Annotated in this window: 14 protein-coding genes and 1 other RNA gene; 9 read left to right on the plus strand and 6 right to left on the minus strand. The window is 64.4% G+C overall.

What is annotated here, in order from left to right:
• Window positions 1-28 precede the first annotated feature (28 nt).
• Entirely contained in the window at window positions 29-2,677 is a 2,649-nt protein-coding gene (gyrA, locus tag AWB78_RS16920) for a DNA gyrase subunit A (RefSeq protein WP_074173465.1), read from the minus strand.
• 716 nt (window positions 2,678-3,393) lie between these two features.
• Between gyrA and ompA the strand changes: the two genes are divergently transcribed.
• The 4 genes from ompA (at window position 3,394) to ssrA (ending at window position 6,151) form a co-directional block, all read left to right on the plus strand.
• On the plus strand, window positions 3,394-4,053 hold the full coding sequence (gene ompA / locus AWB78_RS16925) for an outer membrane protein OmpA (protein ID WP_062606180.1): 660 nt from the start codon (window positions 3,394-3,396) through the stop codon (window positions 4,051-4,053).
• A gap of 191 nt (window positions 4,054-4,244) precedes the next feature.
• Window positions 4,245-4,943, plus strand: a complete 699-nt coding sequence (gene ubiG / locus AWB78_RS16930; protein WP_062606182.1) for a bifunctional 2-polyprenyl-6-hydroxyphenol methylase/3-demethylubiquinol 3-O-methyltransferase UbiG — start codon at window positions 4,245-4,247, stop codon at window positions 4,941-4,943.
• A 4-nt stretch (window positions 4,944-4,947) separates the two neighbouring features.
• A complete protein-coding gene (gph, locus tag AWB78_RS16935; RefSeq protein WP_062606184.1) occupies window positions 4,948-5,712 on the plus strand; it encodes a phosphoglycolate phosphatase in 765 nt (254 codons plus the stop codon).
• An 80-nt stretch (window positions 5,713-5,792) separates the two neighbouring features.
• Window positions 5,793-6,151: a transfer-messenger RNA gene (gene ssrA, locus AWB78_RS16940) on the plus strand.
• Window positions 6,152-6,705: 554 nt separating this feature from the next.
• On the opposite strand, the gene AWB78_RS16945 is transcribed toward ssrA, so the two are convergent.
• Both AWB78_RS16945 and AWB78_RS16950 read right to left on the minus strand, forming a co-directional pair.
• Window positions 6,706-6,975 (minus strand): hypothetical protein, encoded by a 270-nt coding sequence (locus AWB78_RS16945; RefSeq protein WP_062606186.1) that lies wholly within the window; start codon window positions 6,973-6,975, stop codon window positions 6,706-6,708.
• A gap of 144 nt (window positions 6,976-7,119) precedes the next feature.
• Window positions 7,120-8,190: a substrate-binding domain-containing protein gene (locus AWB78_RS16950; protein WP_062606188.1), complete on the minus strand. Its 1,071-nt coding sequence runs from the start codon at window positions 8,188-8,190 to the stop codon at window positions 7,120-7,122.
• A 128-nt stretch (window positions 8,191-8,318) separates the two neighbouring features.
• Between AWB78_RS16950 and AWB78_RS16955 the strand changes: the two genes are divergently transcribed.
• Genes AWB78_RS16955 through AWB78_RS16970 form a run of 4 tightly spaced genes read left to right on the plus strand, consistent with a single transcriptional unit; the run spans window position 8,319 to window position 13,556 of the window.
• Entirely contained in the window at window positions 8,319-8,807 is a 489-nt protein-coding gene (locus AWB78_RS16955; RefSeq protein ID WP_062606191.1) for an NAD(P)H-dependent oxidoreductase subunit E, read from the plus strand.
• Complete coding sequence (locus AWB78_RS16960; RefSeq protein WP_062606193.1) at window positions 8,804-10,360, plus strand: formate dehydrogenase beta subunit; 1,557 nt, start codon at window positions 8,804-8,806, stop codon at window positions 10,358-10,360. The genes AWB78_RS16955 and AWB78_RS16960 overlap by 4 nt, the downstream gene beginning before the upstream one ends.
• A gap of 16 nt (window positions 10,361-10,376) precedes the next feature.
• Window positions 10,377-13,307, plus strand: a complete 2,931-nt coding sequence (gene fdhF / locus AWB78_RS16965) for a formate dehydrogenase subunit alpha (RefSeq protein WP_062606195.1) — start codon at window positions 10,377-10,379, stop codon at window positions 13,305-13,307.
• 3 nt (window positions 13,308-13,310) lie between these two features.
• A complete protein-coding gene (locus AWB78_RS16970) occupies window positions 13,311-13,556 on the plus strand; it encodes a formate dehydrogenase subunit delta (protein WP_062606197.1) in 246 nt (81 codons plus the stop codon).
• 54 nt (window positions 13,557-13,610) lie between these two features.
• On the opposite strand, the gene AWB78_RS16975 is transcribed toward AWB78_RS16970, so the two are convergent.
• From AWB78_RS16975 to AWB78_RS16985, 3 genes are all read right to left on the minus strand, one after another.
• Window positions 13,611-15,347: an FAD-dependent monooxygenase gene (locus tag AWB78_RS16975; RefSeq protein WP_062606198.1), complete on the minus strand. Its 1,737-nt coding sequence runs from the start codon at window positions 15,345-15,347 to the stop codon at window positions 13,611-13,613.
• A 72-nt stretch (window positions 15,348-15,419) separates the two neighbouring features.
• Window positions 15,420-16,412: a cation diffusion facilitator family transporter gene (locus AWB78_RS16980; protein ID WP_096031799.1), complete on the minus strand. Its 993-nt coding sequence runs from the start codon at window positions 16,410-16,412 to the stop codon at window positions 15,420-15,422.
• Between the two features lie 25 nt (window positions 16,413-16,437).
• Complete coding sequence (locus AWB78_RS16985) at window positions 16,438-16,782, minus strand: ArsR/SmtB family transcription factor (RefSeq protein ID WP_062606200.1); 345 nt, start codon at window positions 16,780-16,782, stop codon at window positions 16,438-16,440.
• A 140-nt stretch (window positions 16,783-16,922) separates the two neighbouring features.
• On the opposite strand from AWB78_RS16985, the gene AWB78_RS16990 reads away from it, so the two are divergent.
• Entirely contained in the window at window positions 16,923-18,782 is a 1,860-nt protein-coding gene (locus AWB78_RS16990) for a tetratricopeptide repeat protein (protein ID WP_062606202.1), read from the plus strand.
• The last annotated feature ends 39 nt before the right edge of the window (window positions 18,783-18,821 follow it).

Raw genomic sequence — 18,821 nt, forward strand, 5'->3', positions numbered from 1 at the left:
ATACGAGAGACCCGCGACACAAAAAATATCAGGCGCTTTCTCCGCCTTCACCGTTTTCCGCGTCGCCCGGCCGGGCTGCATCGTTCGAACCCGAGTCCGAGCCGGCGTCACCTTCGAGCTCGGCCTCGGCTTCGGCGATATGCTGCAGTCCCGACAACTTCGTTCCCTCATCGAGGCTGATGAGTGTAACACCTTGCGTTGCCCGGCCCATCTCGCGGATTTCGGAAACTCGCGTGCGAATGAGCACGCCGGATGTGGTGATCAGCATGATCTCGCTTTCCGGCTCGACCAGGGTCGCCGCGACGACACGGCCATTGCGTTCCGATGTCTGGATCGCGATCATGCCCTTCGTGCCGCGGCCGTGACGCGTGTATTCGTTGATCGGCGTGCGCTTGCCATAGCCGTTCTCGGTGGCCGTTAGCACCGACTGGTTCTCGCCGCCCGCCACCAGCATCGCGATGACCTGCTGCCCGTCTTCCAGCTGCATGCCCCGCACGCCGCGCGCCTCGCGGCCCATCGCGCGCACGTCGTTTTCATCGAAACGAACCGCCTTGCCCGCGTCCGAGAACAGCATGACATCGTGCTCGCCATCGGTGATCGCCGCGCCGATGAGGTAATCGCCCTCGTCCAGCCCGACCGCGATGATGCCCTTCTTCATCGGACGGCTGAATGCTTCGAGCGGCGTCTTCTTGACCGTGCCGAGCGACGTGGCCATGAACACGTACTTGTCCGCCGAGAATTCCTTCACCGGCAGTACGACGTTGATCTTCTCGCCGTCCTGCAGCGGGAACATGTTGACGATTGGACGGCCACGCGCGTTGCGCGAGCCCTGCGGCACTTCATACACCTTGACCCAGTACACGCGGCCGCGATTGGAGAAGCACAGCATGTGATCGTGCGTGTTCGCGATGAAGAGCGTGTCGATCCAGTCGTCTTCCTTCATCTGCGTCGCCTGCTTGCCGCGTCCGCCGCGCTTCTGCGCGCGATATTCGGAAAGCGGCTGCGACTTCACGTAGCCCGAGTGCGACATGGTCACGACCATTTCCTGCGGCGTGATCAGGTCTTCCGTGTTGAGTTCCGTCGCGTTCATCTCGATGCGCGAGCGGCGGTCGTCGCCGAACTCGGCGCGCACCTGGCCCAGTTCCTCGACGATCATCTGGCGGATGCGCTCCGGCCGCGCGAGGATATCGAGCAGGTCGGCGATCTGCGCCATCACCTCGCGATACTCGCTCGTGATCTTGTCCTGTTCGAGGCCGGTCAGGCGCTGCAGACGCATCTGCAGGATTTCCTGCGCCTGGACGTCCGACAATTTATACAGACCGTCCGCCTGGAGGCCGTAGGCCGGGTTCAACCCTTCCGGACGATATGCCAGGCGACCACCCGACGCCTCGGTCTCGGCGCGCGTCAGCATGTCGCGCACGAGCGACGAATCCCACGGACGCGCCATCAATTCCTGCTTCGCGATAGGCGGCGTCGGCGCGGCCTTGATGATCGCGATGAACTCGTCGATATTCGCGAGCGCGACGGCGAGACCCTCGAGCACGTGCCCGCGGTCGCGCGCCTTGCGCAGTTCGTATACAGTGCGCCGCGTCAGCACTTCCCGTCGATGCGACAGGAAGCACTCGATCATTTCCTTCAGATTCAGCAGCTTGGGCTGGCCGTCGACGAGCGCGACCAGGTTCATGCCAAACGTGTCCTGAAGCTGCGTCTGCTTGTACAGGTTGTTCAGAATGACTTCAGGCACTTCGCCGCGCTTCAACTCGATCACGACACGCATGCCGGATTTGTCGGATTCGTCGCGGATATCGGAAATGCCTTCCAGCTTCTTCTCGTTGACGAGTTCGGCGATGCGCTCGAGCAGCGTGCGCTTGTTCACCTGATACGGAATCTCGTCGACGATGATCGCCATGCGCTGACCGCGGTCGATCTCCTCGAAGTGCGTGGCCGCGCGCATGACGACGCGTCCGCGTCCCGTGCGGTAGCCGTCGCGCACGCCCGCCACGCCGTAGATGATGCCGGCCGTCGGGAAATCGGGCGCCGGCACGATCTCGATGAGTTCGTCGACGGTGGCTTCGGGCGTATTCAGCAGATGCAGACAGGCGTCGACGATTTCGCGCAGATTGTGCGGCGGAATGTTGGTCGCCATGCCGACCGCGATGCCGGCCGAGCCGTTGATCAGCAGATTGGGGATACGCGCCGGAAGAACGAGCGGCTCGTTTTCGCTGCCGTCGTAGTTCGGGCCGAAGTCGACGGTTTCCTTGTCGATGTCGGCCAGCAGTTCGTGGCCGATCTTCGCCATGCGAATTTCGGTGTAGCGCATGGCCGCGGCGTTGTCGCCATCGACCGAACCGAAGTTGCCCTGGCCGTCCACCAGCATGTAGCGCAGCGAGAACGGCTGCGCCATGCGAACGATCGTCTCGTAGACGGAGGCGTCGCCGTGAGGATGGTATTTACCGATGACGTCGCCGACGATACGCGCCGATTTCTTGTACGGGCGGTTCCAGTCGTTGTTCAGTTCGTGCATCGAGTAGAGCGCCCGACGATGCACCGGCTTCAAGCCATCGCGGACATCGGGAAGCGCGCGCCCGACGATCACGCTCATCGCGTAATCGAGATACGAACGGCGCATTTCCTCCTCTAGGGAGATTGGCAGAGTCTCTTTGGCGAATTGATCCATTATCCGTGTCTTGAACTTTGCAGCGGCGACACGGCAGCGCGCGCGGCGATTTCGCGAGACCCGCCCGCCAGCCGCGCGACATGCGCCGGCGTGGCGCGTAGCCGACGTACGCTGCGCGCCGCGTATGCAGCGCATGCCTTTTCCTGTGCTGCGAACGCAACACAATCAGAAGATTCTACCATGCGCGACATTCGCGCCCGGACGCATGCTGTATACATACAGTGTGACGACTAAACACACTGTGTAACGAAGCGCTGATCCGCAATGTGTTCGCCGACTTCGCAATACGCAACGCTGTACCAATTACTTACAAAAAGCGCGGAACGTTTTCCGTCAAATCGTCACTTGGGCGGGCTATCATGCCGCCTCGCCGTTCTGCTGATCGCAAAAGTACTCGCGATAAAAATACGCAGGAAATCGCTTTCGGGCACGCAAAGTGCGCACGTTTCGCGCCTTCTTCTCGCCCTGACCGCCTCCTGTCCCTTCTTGTTGCGCATGCACCACATACGGTTGCGGGCGTACTGCGTGCGGGGATATTTTTATCGTTGCAAGGGAACGATATGGCAAAATGCCAACGCACAAAGTTAGACACTGCTCGAAGTCTACACAGCGCGTTTTGTTCCGTAGGGAATGTTATACTTCGAGCAATGTATGACTTGTCTTCGTCTACAGGCTCGCAGTAAACCTGCGGTAATCTCAATTTCGAGAGGAGAAATATGAATAAACTTTCAAAGCTCGCGTTCATTGCAGCTACCGCAGTTATGGCTGCATCGGCCTCGGCACAGTCGGTGCCGGCCTCGCGACAAGCCGTGAATGACAACTGGGTGAACGGTACGGGCGAGTATGTGTGGATGAACGGCACGAACGAACTGTGCTGGCGCGACGCATTCTGGACCCCGGCTACGGCAAACGCAAAGTGCGATGGCGCGCTGGTCGCGCAAGCACCGACGCCGCCGGCACCGGTCGCTCCGCCGCCCGCTATCACGAGCCAGAAGGTTACCTACCAGGCTGACGCTCTGTTCGACTTCGACAAGGCTGTCCTGAAGCCGGCTGGTAAGCAGCAACTGGACGATCTCGCATCGAAGATCGGCGCGCTGAACCTCGAAGTCGTGGTTGCAACGGGTTACACCGACCGCATCGGTTCGGACAAGTACAACGACCGTCTGTCGCTGCGCCGTGCGCAAGCTGTCAAGGCTTACCTGGTCAGCAAGGGCATCGAAGCCAACCGCATCTACACGGAAGGCAAGGGCAAGCGCGACCCGGTCACGAAGGGTTCCTGCACGCAGAAGAACCGCAAGCAACTCATCGCCTGCCTCGCACCGGATCGTCGCGTGGAAGTCGAAGTTGTCGGTACGACGCGTCAGCCGCAGCAGTAATCGCGAGCTGGATTGCCGCAGATCAAACCCCCGCCTCGGCGGGGGTTTTTTTATGCCTGAAGCTTTTCGCCCGTCCGTTCAGTTGACCGCCGATTCGGGTAGGCTTTCCTATTCCGCTTTTTGCCCGCCCATTGCGGCGCCTATATACTCGGTCCTAATCGATTCACGACCCAATAAGGCACTTTCCGAACATGACCAATGTCGATCCCCACGAACTGCAGAAATTCAGCGAGCTCGCGCATCGCTGGTGGGACCCGAACGCCGAGTTCAAGCCGTTGCACGAACTGAATCCGGTACGGCTCGACTGGATCGACGCGCACGCGCATTTGATGAGCAAGCGTGTCCTCGACATCGGCTGCGGCGGCGGCATTCTGTCGGAGTCGATGGCAACGCGCGGCGCGAGCGTGAAAGGCATCGATCTGTCGTCGAGCGCGCTGGGCGTCGCCGATCTGCATAGCCTCGAAAGCGGTGTCGAAGTGGCGTACGAGGAGATTTCGGCCGAGGCGCTCGCCGCGCGCGAACCCGGCTCGTACGATGTCGTCACCTGCATGGAAATGCTCGAGCACGTGCCGAATCCTGCTGGCACCGTCGCGGCGTGCGCCGCGCTCGTGAAGCCGGGCGGCTGGGTTTTCTTCTCTACGCTGAACCGCAACGCGAAGGCGTATCTCTTCGCTGTCATCGGTGCGGAATACATCGCGCGCATGCTGCCTCGCGGCACGCACGATTACGCTCGCTTCATCAAGCCGTCGGAGCTTGCCACGTTCGCGCGCGCGACTTCGCTTCAGCCCGTCGACATCAAGGGCATCACGTATCGGCCGATCTCCAAGCACTTCGCTCTGTCAAACGACACGAGCATCAACTACATGATGGCTTGCCGCCGCGAAGCCTGACGCCATGATCAACGAAGATCCCTTGTCCACGGGCACCATCGATACCAAGCCCCTCCCGGAAGATACGACTCCCCTGCCCCAGCGCCTCGCCGAAGGCGACGGCCTCGGGCTGTGCCAGGCCGTGCTGTTCGACCTCGACGGCACCATCGCCGATACCGCGCCCGATCTCATCGCCGCGGTGAACAAGATGCGCCACGACCGTGGCCTCGAAATGCGTCCGCTCGAAACGCTGCGTCCGTATGCGTCGGCGGGCGCGCGCGGCCTTTTGGGCGGTGCGTTCGAGATTGGGCCGGAGCATCACGAGTTCACCGCGATGCGCGACGAATTTCTCGCCAATTACGAGGCCGATCTGTGCATCGAGACGACGCTGTTTCCAGGCATCGCCGAGATCCTCGATCAGCTCGATGCGCGCGGCGTGCGCTGGGGCATCGTCACGAACAAGGTGACGCGGCTCGCGGCGCCGCTCGTCGGCCTGCTCGGTCTCGACGCGCGCGCGGGCTGCCTCGTGTGCGGCGACACCACGCCGCATTCGAAACCGCATCCCGCGCCGCTTTTGCACGCGGCGGAACTGCTGGATGTCGCGCCGGAGCGCATCGTCTATGTCGGCGATGATCTGCGCGACGTGCAGGCCGGCTTCGCGGCGGGCATGATCACGGTGGCGGCGGCTTACGGCTATTGCGGCGATGACATTCCACCGCGCCGCTGGCACGCCAATCACGTCGTGGATTCGCCGGAAGAACTGCAGCATCTTCTGCGCGATATCGCGTAAGCGCGGCGCCAGGGCAGTGCCTTGAATTGCGCGCCATTCGCCTCATATGGTTTTTCGTGGGATAATTTCAGTTCCGCTTCGGGGGCGACCTGGTTTCGACAGGGGTTGTGAAGCGGTCAGGGCATACCGAGGACCCGTCACCTCGTTAATCAATGGGAAAAACGTAACTGCAAACGACGATACGTTCGCACTGGCAGCCTAAGGGCTAGCCGTCCTCTCACTAATTCGCTGACGGGTTAGGGTAGCAATACCACGAGAGGTCATATACGTCAGATAAGCCTTTGCGGCGTCACGACGCCAAGGTCGAAAATTTAGTGAATCGCCGTAACGCAGCGTGTTCGTCCGCGTCGTTGCGGTTAAATCAAAAGACAGAACTAAGTATGTAGAACTGGTCGTAGAGCGCTTCTGGACGCGGGTTCGATTCCCGCCGCCTCCACCAAAACACCCCGCTGAAACCCGCGATCGCGCAAGCATCGCGGGTTTTTCTTTGGGCGCGCGGCAGGCGAAAAAAAGCCCCGCGCGGGGCGGGGCAAACATCCTTGAGAGACGTAGCGACGACAGAGACAGCCTTCACTACGTCCGACAGAATAGGCGGTTCGGCGACGTGCTCGTATCAGACCGGTCTGAAAGTCACTGCTTCGCGTCAATTATCACAGTCTCTGTCCGTCACATTCGGTCACTCTCCACCCGAGAACGACCAATCAGAAAGCTCCCATTTCTGGCGTTCCGACTTAGATTTATTCTGGTTCCGCATCTTGATCCTGTTGTCAGTCAGCAGCAAATCAAGTGCCATTCCAAGTACTTTGACCTCGCCTCGTGCGAGGTCTTTTTTTTTGCACCATGGACACGCGCGACGAATCCTGCGCAACGTGCACGATCAGGCGAAAGATAGCGGGAAAAGAGGAAGACGTGCGCAGCGGTTGCGCGACAGAAACAGGCCGGAGACAAGCCAGTCACGGCGCGCGAGCATGCGCGCCGCGTTACAGACGACGCTCAGTTGGAACCGTCCTTCGGACATTTCAGATTGCAGCCTTCGGGATCGCCGTTGTCACCTCGGCGGCGCATCGCCGACTTGCCATTCTGAAACTTCTCCGACGGCGCGGACGCGGCGAACTGCATCTGCGGATGTTCGTTGAGACGGAATTGATCTTGCAGAATGCCGCCCGGCATGCCCGGGGAATTCTGGGCGAAGGCGACAGGAACCAGATACATCGCGCCGGCGACGAGCGCGGCGGAGGAACAAGCGAGCAACGAGAGTTTCATGGCGGTTTATCGCGCGGGGAAATCGCGCCTGGAGCAGTAAAGTCGACAGCAAGCCGTTAGGTTAACCCAATTCGCTGTCGAAGGCAGTTTTACACGCCCCCCGCTCTCTTACCGCGCGTTTCCTGTCTTCGTCACGCGCTTGCTTCAGCCGCGCAATCCTTCGTCGACATCGACGAGCGAGCCGCAGCTCGCCGGATCGTAGCCCTCCAGATGCGCCACGCTGTCGGTGAATCCTTCGCTACGCAGAATGCGCAACACCGACGCGAGGCGCGCTTCGTCGAGCCGCGCACGCTCGCAGGCGAAGAAATAATCCTCGTGGACGATCGGAATGAAATCGAGCGCGAAATGCTGCGCGGCCGGCTGCACGCCGAAGCCGAGATCCGCCATGCCGCTCGCGACGAACGCGGCGATCGCCGAATGCGTGAGCTCGGTCGTCGCATAGCCGTTGATCTGGTCCGGATCGACGCCCACGCTCCGCAACGACAGATCGAGCAGCATGCGCGTGCCGGAACCCGGCTGTCGATTGACGAAGCGCACGTCGCCGCGCGCGAGATCGCGCAGGCCGGAGATGTGCTTCGGATTACCCTTTGGCAGAAAAAGTCCCTGCGTGCGCCGCGTGAGCCGAATCAACTGATGCTTGTTGCGGTCCAGATACGGCCGATAGATGTCCGCGCACGTCGAACGGAATTCGCCGATCGGCAAATGGAAGCCTGCCAGTTCGCACTCGCCGCGCGCAAGCGCGCTCACCGCCTCGGCGCTTTCGCGGTATTTGATGTCGACCGGCACGCGCTGGTCGCCGAGCGCGCGCACGAGCGTCGCGACCGCATAGCCGTGCGACGCATGAATCCGCACCTGCGTCACGCCACCCGCGAGACGCCGGTTCAGCTCGAGGGCGACATCGTTCGCCACGGCCTGCAACGGCGCTTCGAGCCGGTCGCCGCAGACGCGTTGTGCGCGCAGCACGGACTCGCCGAGTTCCGACAGCACCGACCCGCGCCCGCGCGATTTGGTGATCAGCGCGCCGCCGAGACGCACCTCGATTTCGCGCAGCAAACCCCACGCGTGCCGATAGGACAAACCCTTAGCGTTCGCGGCATTCGCGATGCTGCCCGTCTGCGCGACGAGCTGTAAAAGCGGCACAACCGCGCTGAGACTGGTTTCCCGGCCGTCGGCGTCCCGCAGGACCAGTTCGGCCCGGCATTCGACGTCCACCATATGCACTCCCCCTTCCTATTGCCAAGATATATCACCACGCCTATTGTTCTCGTACAAGCTCGGCACCCTTAATTATATCGAGCCGAATATGTACCAACAAAACATATGCCGAGCGTTGGAGGAGCCCCATGACACATCCGCAGCTTTCCGCCGCTGCATCCGTTGAACTCGTGCGTCGCCACGCGGTACAGGGTGCGACGCTGATGACCATTCTTCACGCCATCCAGGACGAAGTCGGCTATGTGCCGGACGCCGTCGTCGCGCCGCTCGCGCAGACGCTGTCGCTGTCGCGGGCGGAGGTGCATGGCGTCATCACCTATTACCATCACTTCCGCTCCGCGCCGCCCGCACGCGTGACCGTGCAGTTGTGCCGCGCGGAAGCCTGCCGCAGCATGGGCACGGAAGCGCTGAAAGACCACATCGAGGGGCACACGGGTTGCCGCTTCGACAGCGGCCACGCGGAAGACACCGAGCTCGAATCGGTGTATTGCCTCGGCCAGTGCGCGCTGTCTCCGTCGATGATGATCAACGGTGAACTGCACGCGCGCGTGACGCCGGCGAAGTTTGATCGCCTTTATGCCGCTGCGCAAACGAAAGTCGCGGAGGTGACGGCATGACGCGCATTTACGTTCCCATCGATTCGTCTGCGCTCGCGCTTGGCGCCGATGCCGTGGCCGAAGCCATCGCGAGCGAAGCGCAAAAGCGCGGGCTCGACGTGCAACTCGTGCGCAACGGGTCGCGCGGGCTCCTCTATCTCGAACCGCTCGTCGAAGTCGAGACGCCGGACGGGCGCATCGGTTATTCGAACGTCGAGGCCGACGATGTCGCCGCGCTCTTCGACGCCGGCTTTCACGAAGGCCGGGCGCATGACAAGAACGTCGGTGTGGTCGACGAGATTCCGTATCTCAAGAATCAGCAGCGTCTGACGTTCGCGCGCATCGGCATCACGGACCCGCTGTCCATCGACGATTACGTGGCGCTCGGCGGCCTTCAGGGGCTGCGCAACGTGCTCGAGATGAACGGCGACGCCGTCTGCGAAGCGCTGCTCGATTCCGGCCTGCGTGGCCGCGGCGGCGCGGCGTTCCCCGCGGGCATCAAGTGGAAGACCGTGCGCGCGGCGCTCGCGGATCAGAAGTACATCGTCTGCAACGCGGACGAAGGCGACTCGGGCACGTTCTCCGACCGCCTCGTGATGGAAAGCGATCCGTACATGCTGATCGAAGGCATGATCATCGCCGGCGTGGCGACGGGCGCGACCCAGGGCTACATCTACGTGCGCAGCGAGTATCCGCATTCCATCGCGATGCTGAACCGCGCGATCGACCGCGCACGCGACGCGGGCTGGCTCGGCGCGAGCGTGCTCGGCAGCTCGCACGCGTTCGATCTGTACGTCGCGAAGGGCGCGGGCTCCTACGTGTGCGGCGAGGAAACGGCGCTGCTCGAATCGCTCGAAGGCAAGCGCGGCATCGTGCGCGCGAAGCCGCCGGTGCCGGCGCTCGTCGGCCTGTACGGCAAGCCGACCGTCATCAACAACGTCATCACGCTCGCGACCGTGCCGGTCATCTTCGCGAAGGGCGCGGCGTTCTATCGCGATTACGGCATGGGCCGCTCGCGCGGCACGCTGCCCTTCCAGATCGCGGGCAACGTGAAGCAAGGCGGCCTCGTGGAACTCGCGTTCGGCGTGACGCTGCGCGAGCTGATCTACACCTACGGCGGCGGCACGGCGAGCGGCCGTCCGGCGCGCGCGGTGCAGGTGGGCGGTCCGCTCGGCACGTATCTGCCGGAAAGCCAGTGGGACATTCCGCTCGACTACGAGGAATACGCGAAGGTCGGCGCGGTGGTCGGCCACGGCGGGCTCGTGATCCATGACGACACATCGAATCTCGCCGAGCTCGCGCAATACGCGATGCACTTCTGCGCGATCGAATCGTGCGGCAAGTGCACGCCGTGCCGCATCGGCTCGACGCGCGGCGAAGAGGTCATCGCGAAGATCCGCGAAGGCGATACGTCGGTGAAGCAGATCACGCTGCTGCGCGAGTTGTGCGACACGATGATCTCCGGTTCGCTCTGCGCGATGGGCGGCATGACGCCGTTCCCGGTGGTGTCCGCGCTCGATCACTTCCCGGAAGATTTCGGCCTGCCCCGCTCGCCGGTTCAGAAAGCCGCATAAGAAACAGGAGACGACAATGTCCAATACCATCAACGGCTGCGGCTCCGGCAACTGCGCGTGCAAGAGCGCCGCATCGGTGCAGCGCCGCGATCCGTTCGACGATACCGACTACGGCACGCCGCTGCGCCACGCCGATATCGACGTCACGCTCGAAATCGACGGCCAGGCGGTCACGGTGCCCGCAGGCACGTCGGTGATGCGCGCCGCGATCGAAGCCGGCGTCAACGTGCCGAAGCTCTGCGCGACAGATTCCCTGGAGCCGTGGGGCTCGTGCCGCCTGTGCCTCGTCGAGATCGAAGGCAAGCGCGGCTATCCCGCTTCCTGCACGACGCCCGTCGAAGCGGGCATGAAAGTGCGCACGCAAAGCGACAAGCTGCAATCGCTGCGCAAGAACGTGATGGAGCTGTACATCTCCGATCACCCGCTCGACTGCCTCACCTGCCCCGCCAACGGCGACTGCGAACTGCAGGACATGGCGGGCGTGGTCGGCCTGCGCGAAGTGCGTTACGGCTACGAAGGCGCAAACCACCTGAAGGACAAGAAGGACGAGTCGAATCCGTACTTCACGTACGATCCGTCGAAGTGCATCGTCTGCAATCGCTGCGTGCGCGCGTGCGAGGAAACGCAAGGTACGTTCGCGCTGACGATCGCCGGACGCGGCTTCGAATCGCGCGTCGCCGCGAGCGAAAACGTGCCGTTCATGGAATCGGAGTGCGTGTCGTGCGGCGCCTGCGTCGCTGCGTGCCCGACCGCGACGCTGCAGGAAAAGAGCGTGATCATGCTCGGCCAGGCGGAGCATTCGGCCATCACGACGTGCGCGTACTGCGGCGTCGGCTGCTCGCTCAAGGCGGAGATGAAGGGCAACACCGTCGTGCGCATGACGCCGAACAAGAACGGCCAGGCGAACGAAGGCCACGCGTGCGTGAAGGGCCGCTTCGCATGGGGCTATGCCACGCACAAGGACCGCATCACGAAGCCGATGATCCGCGCGAAGATCACCGATCCGTGGCGCGAAGTGTCGTGGGAAGAAGCGCTCAACTATGCGGCGAGCGAGTTCCGCCGCATCCAGGACAAGTACGGGCGCGATTCGATCGGCGGCATCACGTCGTCGCGCTGCACGAACGAAGAGACGTACCTCGTGCAGAAGCTCGTGCGCGCCGCGTTCGGCAACAACAACGTCGATACCTGCGCGCGCGTGTGCCACTCGCCGACGGGCTACGGCCTCAAGTCGACGCTCGGCGAATCGGCGGGCACGCAGACGTTCGCATCGATCGAGCAATCGGATGTGATCGTCGTCATGGGCGCGAATCCGACCGACGGCCACCCGGTCTTCGGCTCGCGTCTCAAGCGCCGGGTGCGCGAAGGCGCGAAGCTCATCGTGATCGACCCGCGCCGTATCGATATCGTCGATACGCCGCACGTGAAAGCGCAGTACCACCTGCAATTGCGTCCGGGCACGAACGTCGCGATGGTCAACTCGCTCGCGCACGTGATCGTCACCGAAGGCCTGCTGAAGGAAGACTTCATCGCCGAGCGCTGCGAGACGCGCGCGTTCGACCAGTGGCGCGAATTCGTCGCGCGCGAGGAGAACTCGCCCGAAGCGATGGAAGCCACGACCGGCGTGCCGGCCGACAAGGTCCGCGAAGCCGCGCGCGTCTACGCGACGGGCGGCAACGGCGCGATCTACTACGGTCTCGGCGTGACCGAGCATGCGCAAGGCTCGACGGCGGTGATGGGCATCGCGAACCTCGCGATGGCAACGGGCAACGTCGGACGCGAAGGCGTCGGCGTGAATCCGCTGCGCGGCCAGAACAACGTGCAGGGTTCGTGCGACATGGGCTCGTTCCCGCACGAGCTGCCGGGCTATCGCCATATCGGCGACGCGGCGACGCGCTCGCTCTTCGAGGAAGCGTGGGACGTGAAGCTCCATCCGGAGCCGGGCCTGCGCATCCCGAACATGTTCGATGCCGCAATGCACGGCACCTTCATGGGCCTCTACTGCCAGGGCGAGGACATCGTCCAGTCCGATCCGAACACGCAGCATGTCGGCGCGGCGCTGTCGGCGATGGAATGCATCGTCGTGCAGGACATCTTCCTGAACGAAACCGCGAAGTACGCGCACGTTCTGCTGCCCGGCTCGACCTTCCTCGAAAAGGACGGCACCTTCACCAACGCCGAGCGCCGCATCTCGCGCGTGCGCAAGGTGATGCCGCCGCTCGCGGGCTATTCGGACTGGGAAGTGACGATCAAACTCTCGCGCGCGCTCGGCTACGAGATGAACTACGCGAACCCGTCCGAGATCATGGACGAGATCGCGCGTCTCACGCCGACCTTCCACGGCGTCTCCTACGATCGCATCGACGAGCTCGGCAGCATCCAATGGCCGTGCAACGAGAAGGCGCCGGACGGCACGCCGACGATGCACATCGACGAGTTCGTGCGCGGCAAGGGGCGCTTCGTCATCACGAAGTTCATCGCGACACCCGAGAAGGTCACGCGCAAGTATCCGCTGCTGCTCACGACCGGGCGCATCCTGTCGCAGTACAACGTCGGCGCGCAGACACGCCGCACGGAGAACTCGCGCTGGCATGAAGAGGACCGGCTGGAGATTCATCCGGTGGACGCGGAAGATCGCGGCATCAAGGAAGACGACTGGGTCGGCATCGAGTCGCGCGCGGGGCAGACCGTGCTGCGCGCGAAGATCTCCGAGCGCATGCAGCCGGGCGTCGTCTACACGACGTTCCACTTCCCGGAATCGGGCGCGAACGTCATCACGACGGACTCGTCCGACTGGGCGACCAACTGTCCGGAGTACAAGGTGACGGCGGTGCAGGTGATGCCGGTGGAACAGCCGTCGCAATGGCAGAAGGACTACTCGCGCTTCAACACGCAACAGCTCGAACTGATGAACATGCGCGATGTCGCGCCGACCACTTCAGGGAAATGAGCAATGGATGTCGATAACCTGATCGAGATGGCGAACCGCATCGGCGAATTCTTCGATTCGATGCCGGACCGCGCCGAAGCCGTCGACAGCGTCGCGGATCATATCCGGCGCTTCTGGGAGCCGCGCATGAGGATCGCGATTCTCACCGCGCTGGACAATCCGGAAGCGAGCGCGACGATGGAGCCGATCGTGCGCGAAGCGCTCAACCTGCACAAGGCCGATCTTCAGCCGAAGACCGCGACCGCCTGACGTCGTTCATCGAGCCGGTCGAGCCCCGCACTGCGTCAGCACTGCGGGGCTTTTTCAATCCTCGCGATACTCGCGCTCGACGGGCCGCTCCGCGCTCGTGTCCTGCGCGCCGAACCACGTTTCGCAGTGACGCAGCAGCCCATGCACATCCGACGGCGCACGCCCGCGCGCGGCGATATAGCCATCGGGCCGCACGAGATAGAAGGCGGGACGCGTGCGGCCGTAGTTGTCGGTGAGTGAGTTCGCGCCCTCGCCGCGCGTATCGGTGATGCGCCACACGCGCACGGCGTTCGGCATGATCGCGTCGATGGACTTGGCGAGGCCGTCGAGGTCCGGATCGCGCATCGCGTGCGCGACGGTGATGGTCGCGGGCGCGAGCGCGATGTCGTCCTCGCCCGACGGATTCACGAGCAGAAAGAGCGAGAAGCAGCCCGGATCGTGCAGATCGTAGAGACAGCCGACGCCCGGCAGACGCCCGAGCGGCCCGTCGACGACATGCACGCGCGCATCGGGCGCGCGCTCCCCCGCGCGCGGGCCGCCGTCGAGCAGACGCTCCAGCGTGAGCGGGCTCTTGCGATAGTTGATCGACAGCTCGCTCACGGTGCGGCGCATCGCGTCGCGCAACGGGCCGATCGCCGCGAGCGCGGGCATCACGTGCTCGCGCATCAGCTTCATCGGGCCGTGCTCGGCGCCCGCCATCTGCGTGAGCATGCTGGTCTGGCGCAGCACGTCGCGCTCGATCGGATGCCGCTCCGTGTGATAGCTGTCGAGCAGGCGCTCGGGCGCGCCGCCCGCGAGCATGCGCGCGATCTTCCAGCCGAGATTGAACGCTTCCTGGATGCCGGTGTTCATGCCCTGCGCGCCGGCAGGACTGTGCACGTGCGCGGAATCGCCCGCGAGGAACACGCGGTCCACACGCAGGCGATCGACCATGCGGCTGTTCAGATGAAAGTACGACGACCACGTGAGATTCGACAGCGCGATCTTGTGATGCACGCGCCGCTCGATGAGCGCGCGGCATTCCTCGATCGTCGGGCCGCGCCTGGCTTCCCCCGCGTTCACGATGTTGGCCACCGGCGCCGGCAGATCCGCGATCAGGCGCGCGCGGTCGTTGCCCATCGGGAAGAGCGCGGCGAGCCCTTCGCCGGACGCGAAGATATGAAACTCGTCGTCGGGCCAGTCGGAGTCGGCCTGGAGATCGGCGAGCAGATACGTTTGATCGAAGGTCTTGCCGTCGAAGCCGATGCCGAGCCGATGCCGCACGAAGCTGTGCGCGCCGTCCGCCGCGACCAGATAGGAAGGCCGCAGCAGTTCATCGCGTCCGTTCGGATGGCGCAGCGTCGCCTGCAAGCCGGCGGAGCCCTGCGAGAGATCGACGAGTTCGACGCCGCGCTCGACGGCGACGCGATAGCCCGCGAGATGCTGCGCGAGCAGGCGTTCGGTCTGCGATTGTTCGAGAAAGAGCAGATACGGATAGCGCGTCTGCAGCGGATCGAAGTCGAGGCGCGCGAGGCGCTGCCCGTTCGAATAGAGGTTCGCGACGCGCGCGCGATGGCCGAGCTCGAGGAACGGCTTGACGACGCGATGCTGCTCGAAGAGTTCGAGCGTGCGCGCCTGAATGCCGATCGCGCGTGAATGCGGCGAGGGCTCGCGCGCCTTGTCGACGAGCCGGACCGGAATGTGCGCGCGGGCGAGGCTCATCGCGGCGGCGAGGCCCGTCGGACCGGCGCCGACGATCAGAACGGGCGCCACGTCCAGCTTGTCGTCCGGATTCAGCTTTGGCGCGAACATGCGTTCCTCCTGAAACGTCACGCGCTCTAGTGTACGCCCGCGATGTTCGCTTTCGGCGCGGCAGGCTCGTGCTCAGTGCGCGTGCCCGCGCTCGGTCAGCACGCATGCGTGGCAGGACTCGCCGAACTCCACCTGCACGGTCGCGTGATGCATCGCGTAATCGCGGCGCAGCGTCGTGACGACGTCCTGCACGAACGCATCGCCCGGATGGCCGTCCGGCATCACGAGATGCACGGTAAGCGCGTTCTCCGTCGTCGAGAGCGCCCAGACGTGCAGGTCGTGGACGTCGCGCACGCCGGGAAGCCGCTTCAGATACCCCTCGATGCGCGACAGGTCGACGGAAGGCGGCACGGCGGCCATCGCGAGGCGCATCGCGTCGCGCCCGAGGCCCCACGTGCCATAGACGATCACCGCCACGACGATCAGGCTCATCAGCGGATCGAGCCAGCTTGCGCCCGTGAACAGGATGATGAGGCCGCTCACCGCGACGGCGGCGGAAATGGCGGCATCGGCGGCCATGTGCAGGAAGGCGCCGCGCACGTTGAGGTCTTCCTTGCTGCCGCGCATGAAGAGCCACGCGGAAAAGCCGTTCACGACGAGGCCGAGCATCGCGACGATGAACACGTCGAGCCCCGCGACGGGCGCCGGATTGATGAGGCGCTGGATCGCCTCCAGCACGATCGCGCCGCACGCGAAGAGCAGGAGTGCCGCGTTGGCGAGCGATGCCAGAATCGACGAGCTGCCGAGGCCGAAGGTATAGCGCGCGTTCGGCTTGCGCTTGCCGAGCCACACGGCGCCCCAGGCAAGCAGGAGGCCGAGCACGTCGGAGAGGTTGTGGCCGGCATCGGCGAGCAGCGCGGTGGAATGCGCGAGAAAGCCGTAGATGGCCTGCACGACCACGATCAGCACATTCAGGCCGACCGCGAGCGCGAATGTGCGGCCCTGCCCTTCCTGCGGCGCGTGGTGATGATGATGGCCATGGCCATGATCGTGCGCATGGCCGTGTTCATGGCCGTGCGCGTGCTCATGCGGATGGTCGTGTTCTTCGTGCTGATGCGTACTCATCGGTGTGCTCGTGGTTCGGTGGCGTTCATTCGATATCCGTGGCGTCGGCCTGCGGCTCGGCGACATGCTCCAGCAGCTCGCCCAGCATCGCGCTGATGTGGCGGTCGGCCGCCACGTAGAAGACCTGCTTGCCCTGGCGTTCGGCCCGCACGATCCGCGCCGCACGCAACAGCCGCAAGTGATGGCTCACGAGCGATGCCGACAGCCCGAGCAATTCCGCGATCGCCCCGACCGCGCGCCGCTGTTCGACGCACGCGAGGACGATGCGCAGGCGCGTCGGGTCGCCGAGCAGGCGGAACAGGTCGGCGAGCGGCACGACGCGGTCGTCGGAGGTGATCGCGCCGGCGGCGGGGGACGGTTCGGAAGACATGGATATCTATAACATATGAATATGTGTTCATATGTTAAGTGCCATTGCCGCAACATGTCAACCGCGCTTCTCCGGGCGAGCGGCGCGGGTGTGGGAAAATGCGGGGTTTGCTTTTCCGGGCATGTCGTTCCTTTTCTGTCATGGACACTGTTTTCGCCCGTGGTTTCGCGGCCCATCGTGACGGCCGCCTGACCGACGCGGAGCGCGACTATCAGGCCGCGCTTGCCGCCGAACCCTATCACGTCGACGCGTTGCATTATCTCGGCGTGCTGCGCCATCAGCAGGGCCAGCACGCGGAGGCGGCCGAGCTCGTGCGCCGCGCCGTCGACCTGCGCCCGACCGATGCCGGCCTGCAACTGAACCTCGGCAACGCGCTGAAGGCGCTCGGCCGCCTCGACGACGCCATCGAGCGCTTTCGCAACGCGCTCACGCTCGCGCCGGGCTTTCCGCTCGCGCAGTACAACCTGGGCAACGCCTACACGGCGGCGGGCCGTCACGAAGACGCCGCCGACGCCTTCGAGAAAGTCCTGCGCCTGCAGCCCAACGATCCGGCCGCGTGGAACAATTTCGGCAATGCGCTTTCGTCGCTGCGCCGCTTCAAGGACGCCGCGCAGGCGTTCAAGCGCACGCTCGCGCTGCGCCCGCGTCATGCCGGCGCGCACAACAATCTCGGCATGGCGCTGAACGCGCTCGGCGACACGCTCGGCGCGATCGCGCACTTTCGCGCCGCGCTCGACGTCGAGCCGAACTACGTCGCCGCGCATTTCAATCTCGGCAATCTGCTCGACGCGAACGGCCATCCCGACGACGCGCTGCCCGTGCTCCAGAAGACGGTCGCGTTGCAGCCGCGCTTCGCGCCCGGACATTTCGGGCTCGGCCACGCGCTCGCGAAGCTCGGCCGTCACGAGGATGCCGTGCCGCATTTCGAGCGCGCGGTCGGACTCGATCCCAAATACGGCGTCGCGTGGCTCTGCCTCGGCAACACGCATCTCGCGCTCGGCGCGCACCGCGCGGCGCTGCGCGCGTTCGACGAGGCGCTGCGCATCGATCCGTCGATGCCCGCCGCGCAATTGAACCGCGCCCTCGCCCTGCTCACGACCGGCGACTATCCGCGCGGCCTCGCGGCCTACGAATGGCGCCTGCAGACGCCCGGCACCGAACCCGCGCCGCGCTTGCCACGCTGGAACGGCGAACCGATGCCGGGCGGCACGCTGCTCGTGCGCGCCGAACAGGGTTTCGGCGATACCTTGCAGTTCGCGCGCTTCGTGCCGTTCGCCGCGAAGCGCGTCGGCAAGCTGGTGCTCGAAGTGCAGCCCGCGCTCGTTGCACTGCTCGCGCCCGCCGCCCACGCGGCGCGCGTCGAGCTGAAAAGCAAGTCCGACGGCATCCCGACGCACGCGGACGCGTTTTGCCCGCTGCTCAGCCTGCCGCTCGCGCTCGGCATGACCACGCCCGAGACGATTCCGGCGCGCGCGCCGTATCTCGTCGTGCCCGCCGATTACCGCCGCAAATGGCGCGGGTCGATCGGCGGCCAGGCGCGGCGCAAGATCGGCATCACGTGGTCAGGCCGGATGCAGCCGGGCGAGACCCGTTCCGTACCGGTCAGCGAGCTCGCGCCGCTCTTCGCGCTGCCGGGCATCGACTGGATCGTGCTGCAGCCCTTTCTCACCGAGCGCGAGCGCGACGTGCTGCGCGCGCATCCGAACGCGATGTCCATTCACCGGCTCGAAGGGCGCCTCGAGAATTTCGCGGACACGGGCGCGATCGTCGATCGTCTGGATGCGGTGGTTTCCGTCGATACATCCGTCGCGCACCTCGCGGGCGCGCTCGGCAAGCCGGTCTGGGTGATGCTGCCCTTCTCCGCCGACTGGCGCTGGGGCACCGTCACGAACGAAAGCCTGTGGTATCCGGGCGCGCGGCTCGTGCGTCAGCGCGCGCCGGGGCAATGGCGCGAGGTCGTCGCGGAAACGGCGGCGGCGCTGGTTTCGCTTCTCTCATAAAAAATCCCTCGCCCGTGAACCGGAGCGAGGGATTTTTCT

The organism is Caballeronia calidae, from assembly GCF_900044055.2.
GTDB classification, from domain to species: Bacteria; Pseudomonadota; Gammaproteobacteria; order Burkholderiales; family Burkholderiaceae; genus Caballeronia; species Caballeronia calidae.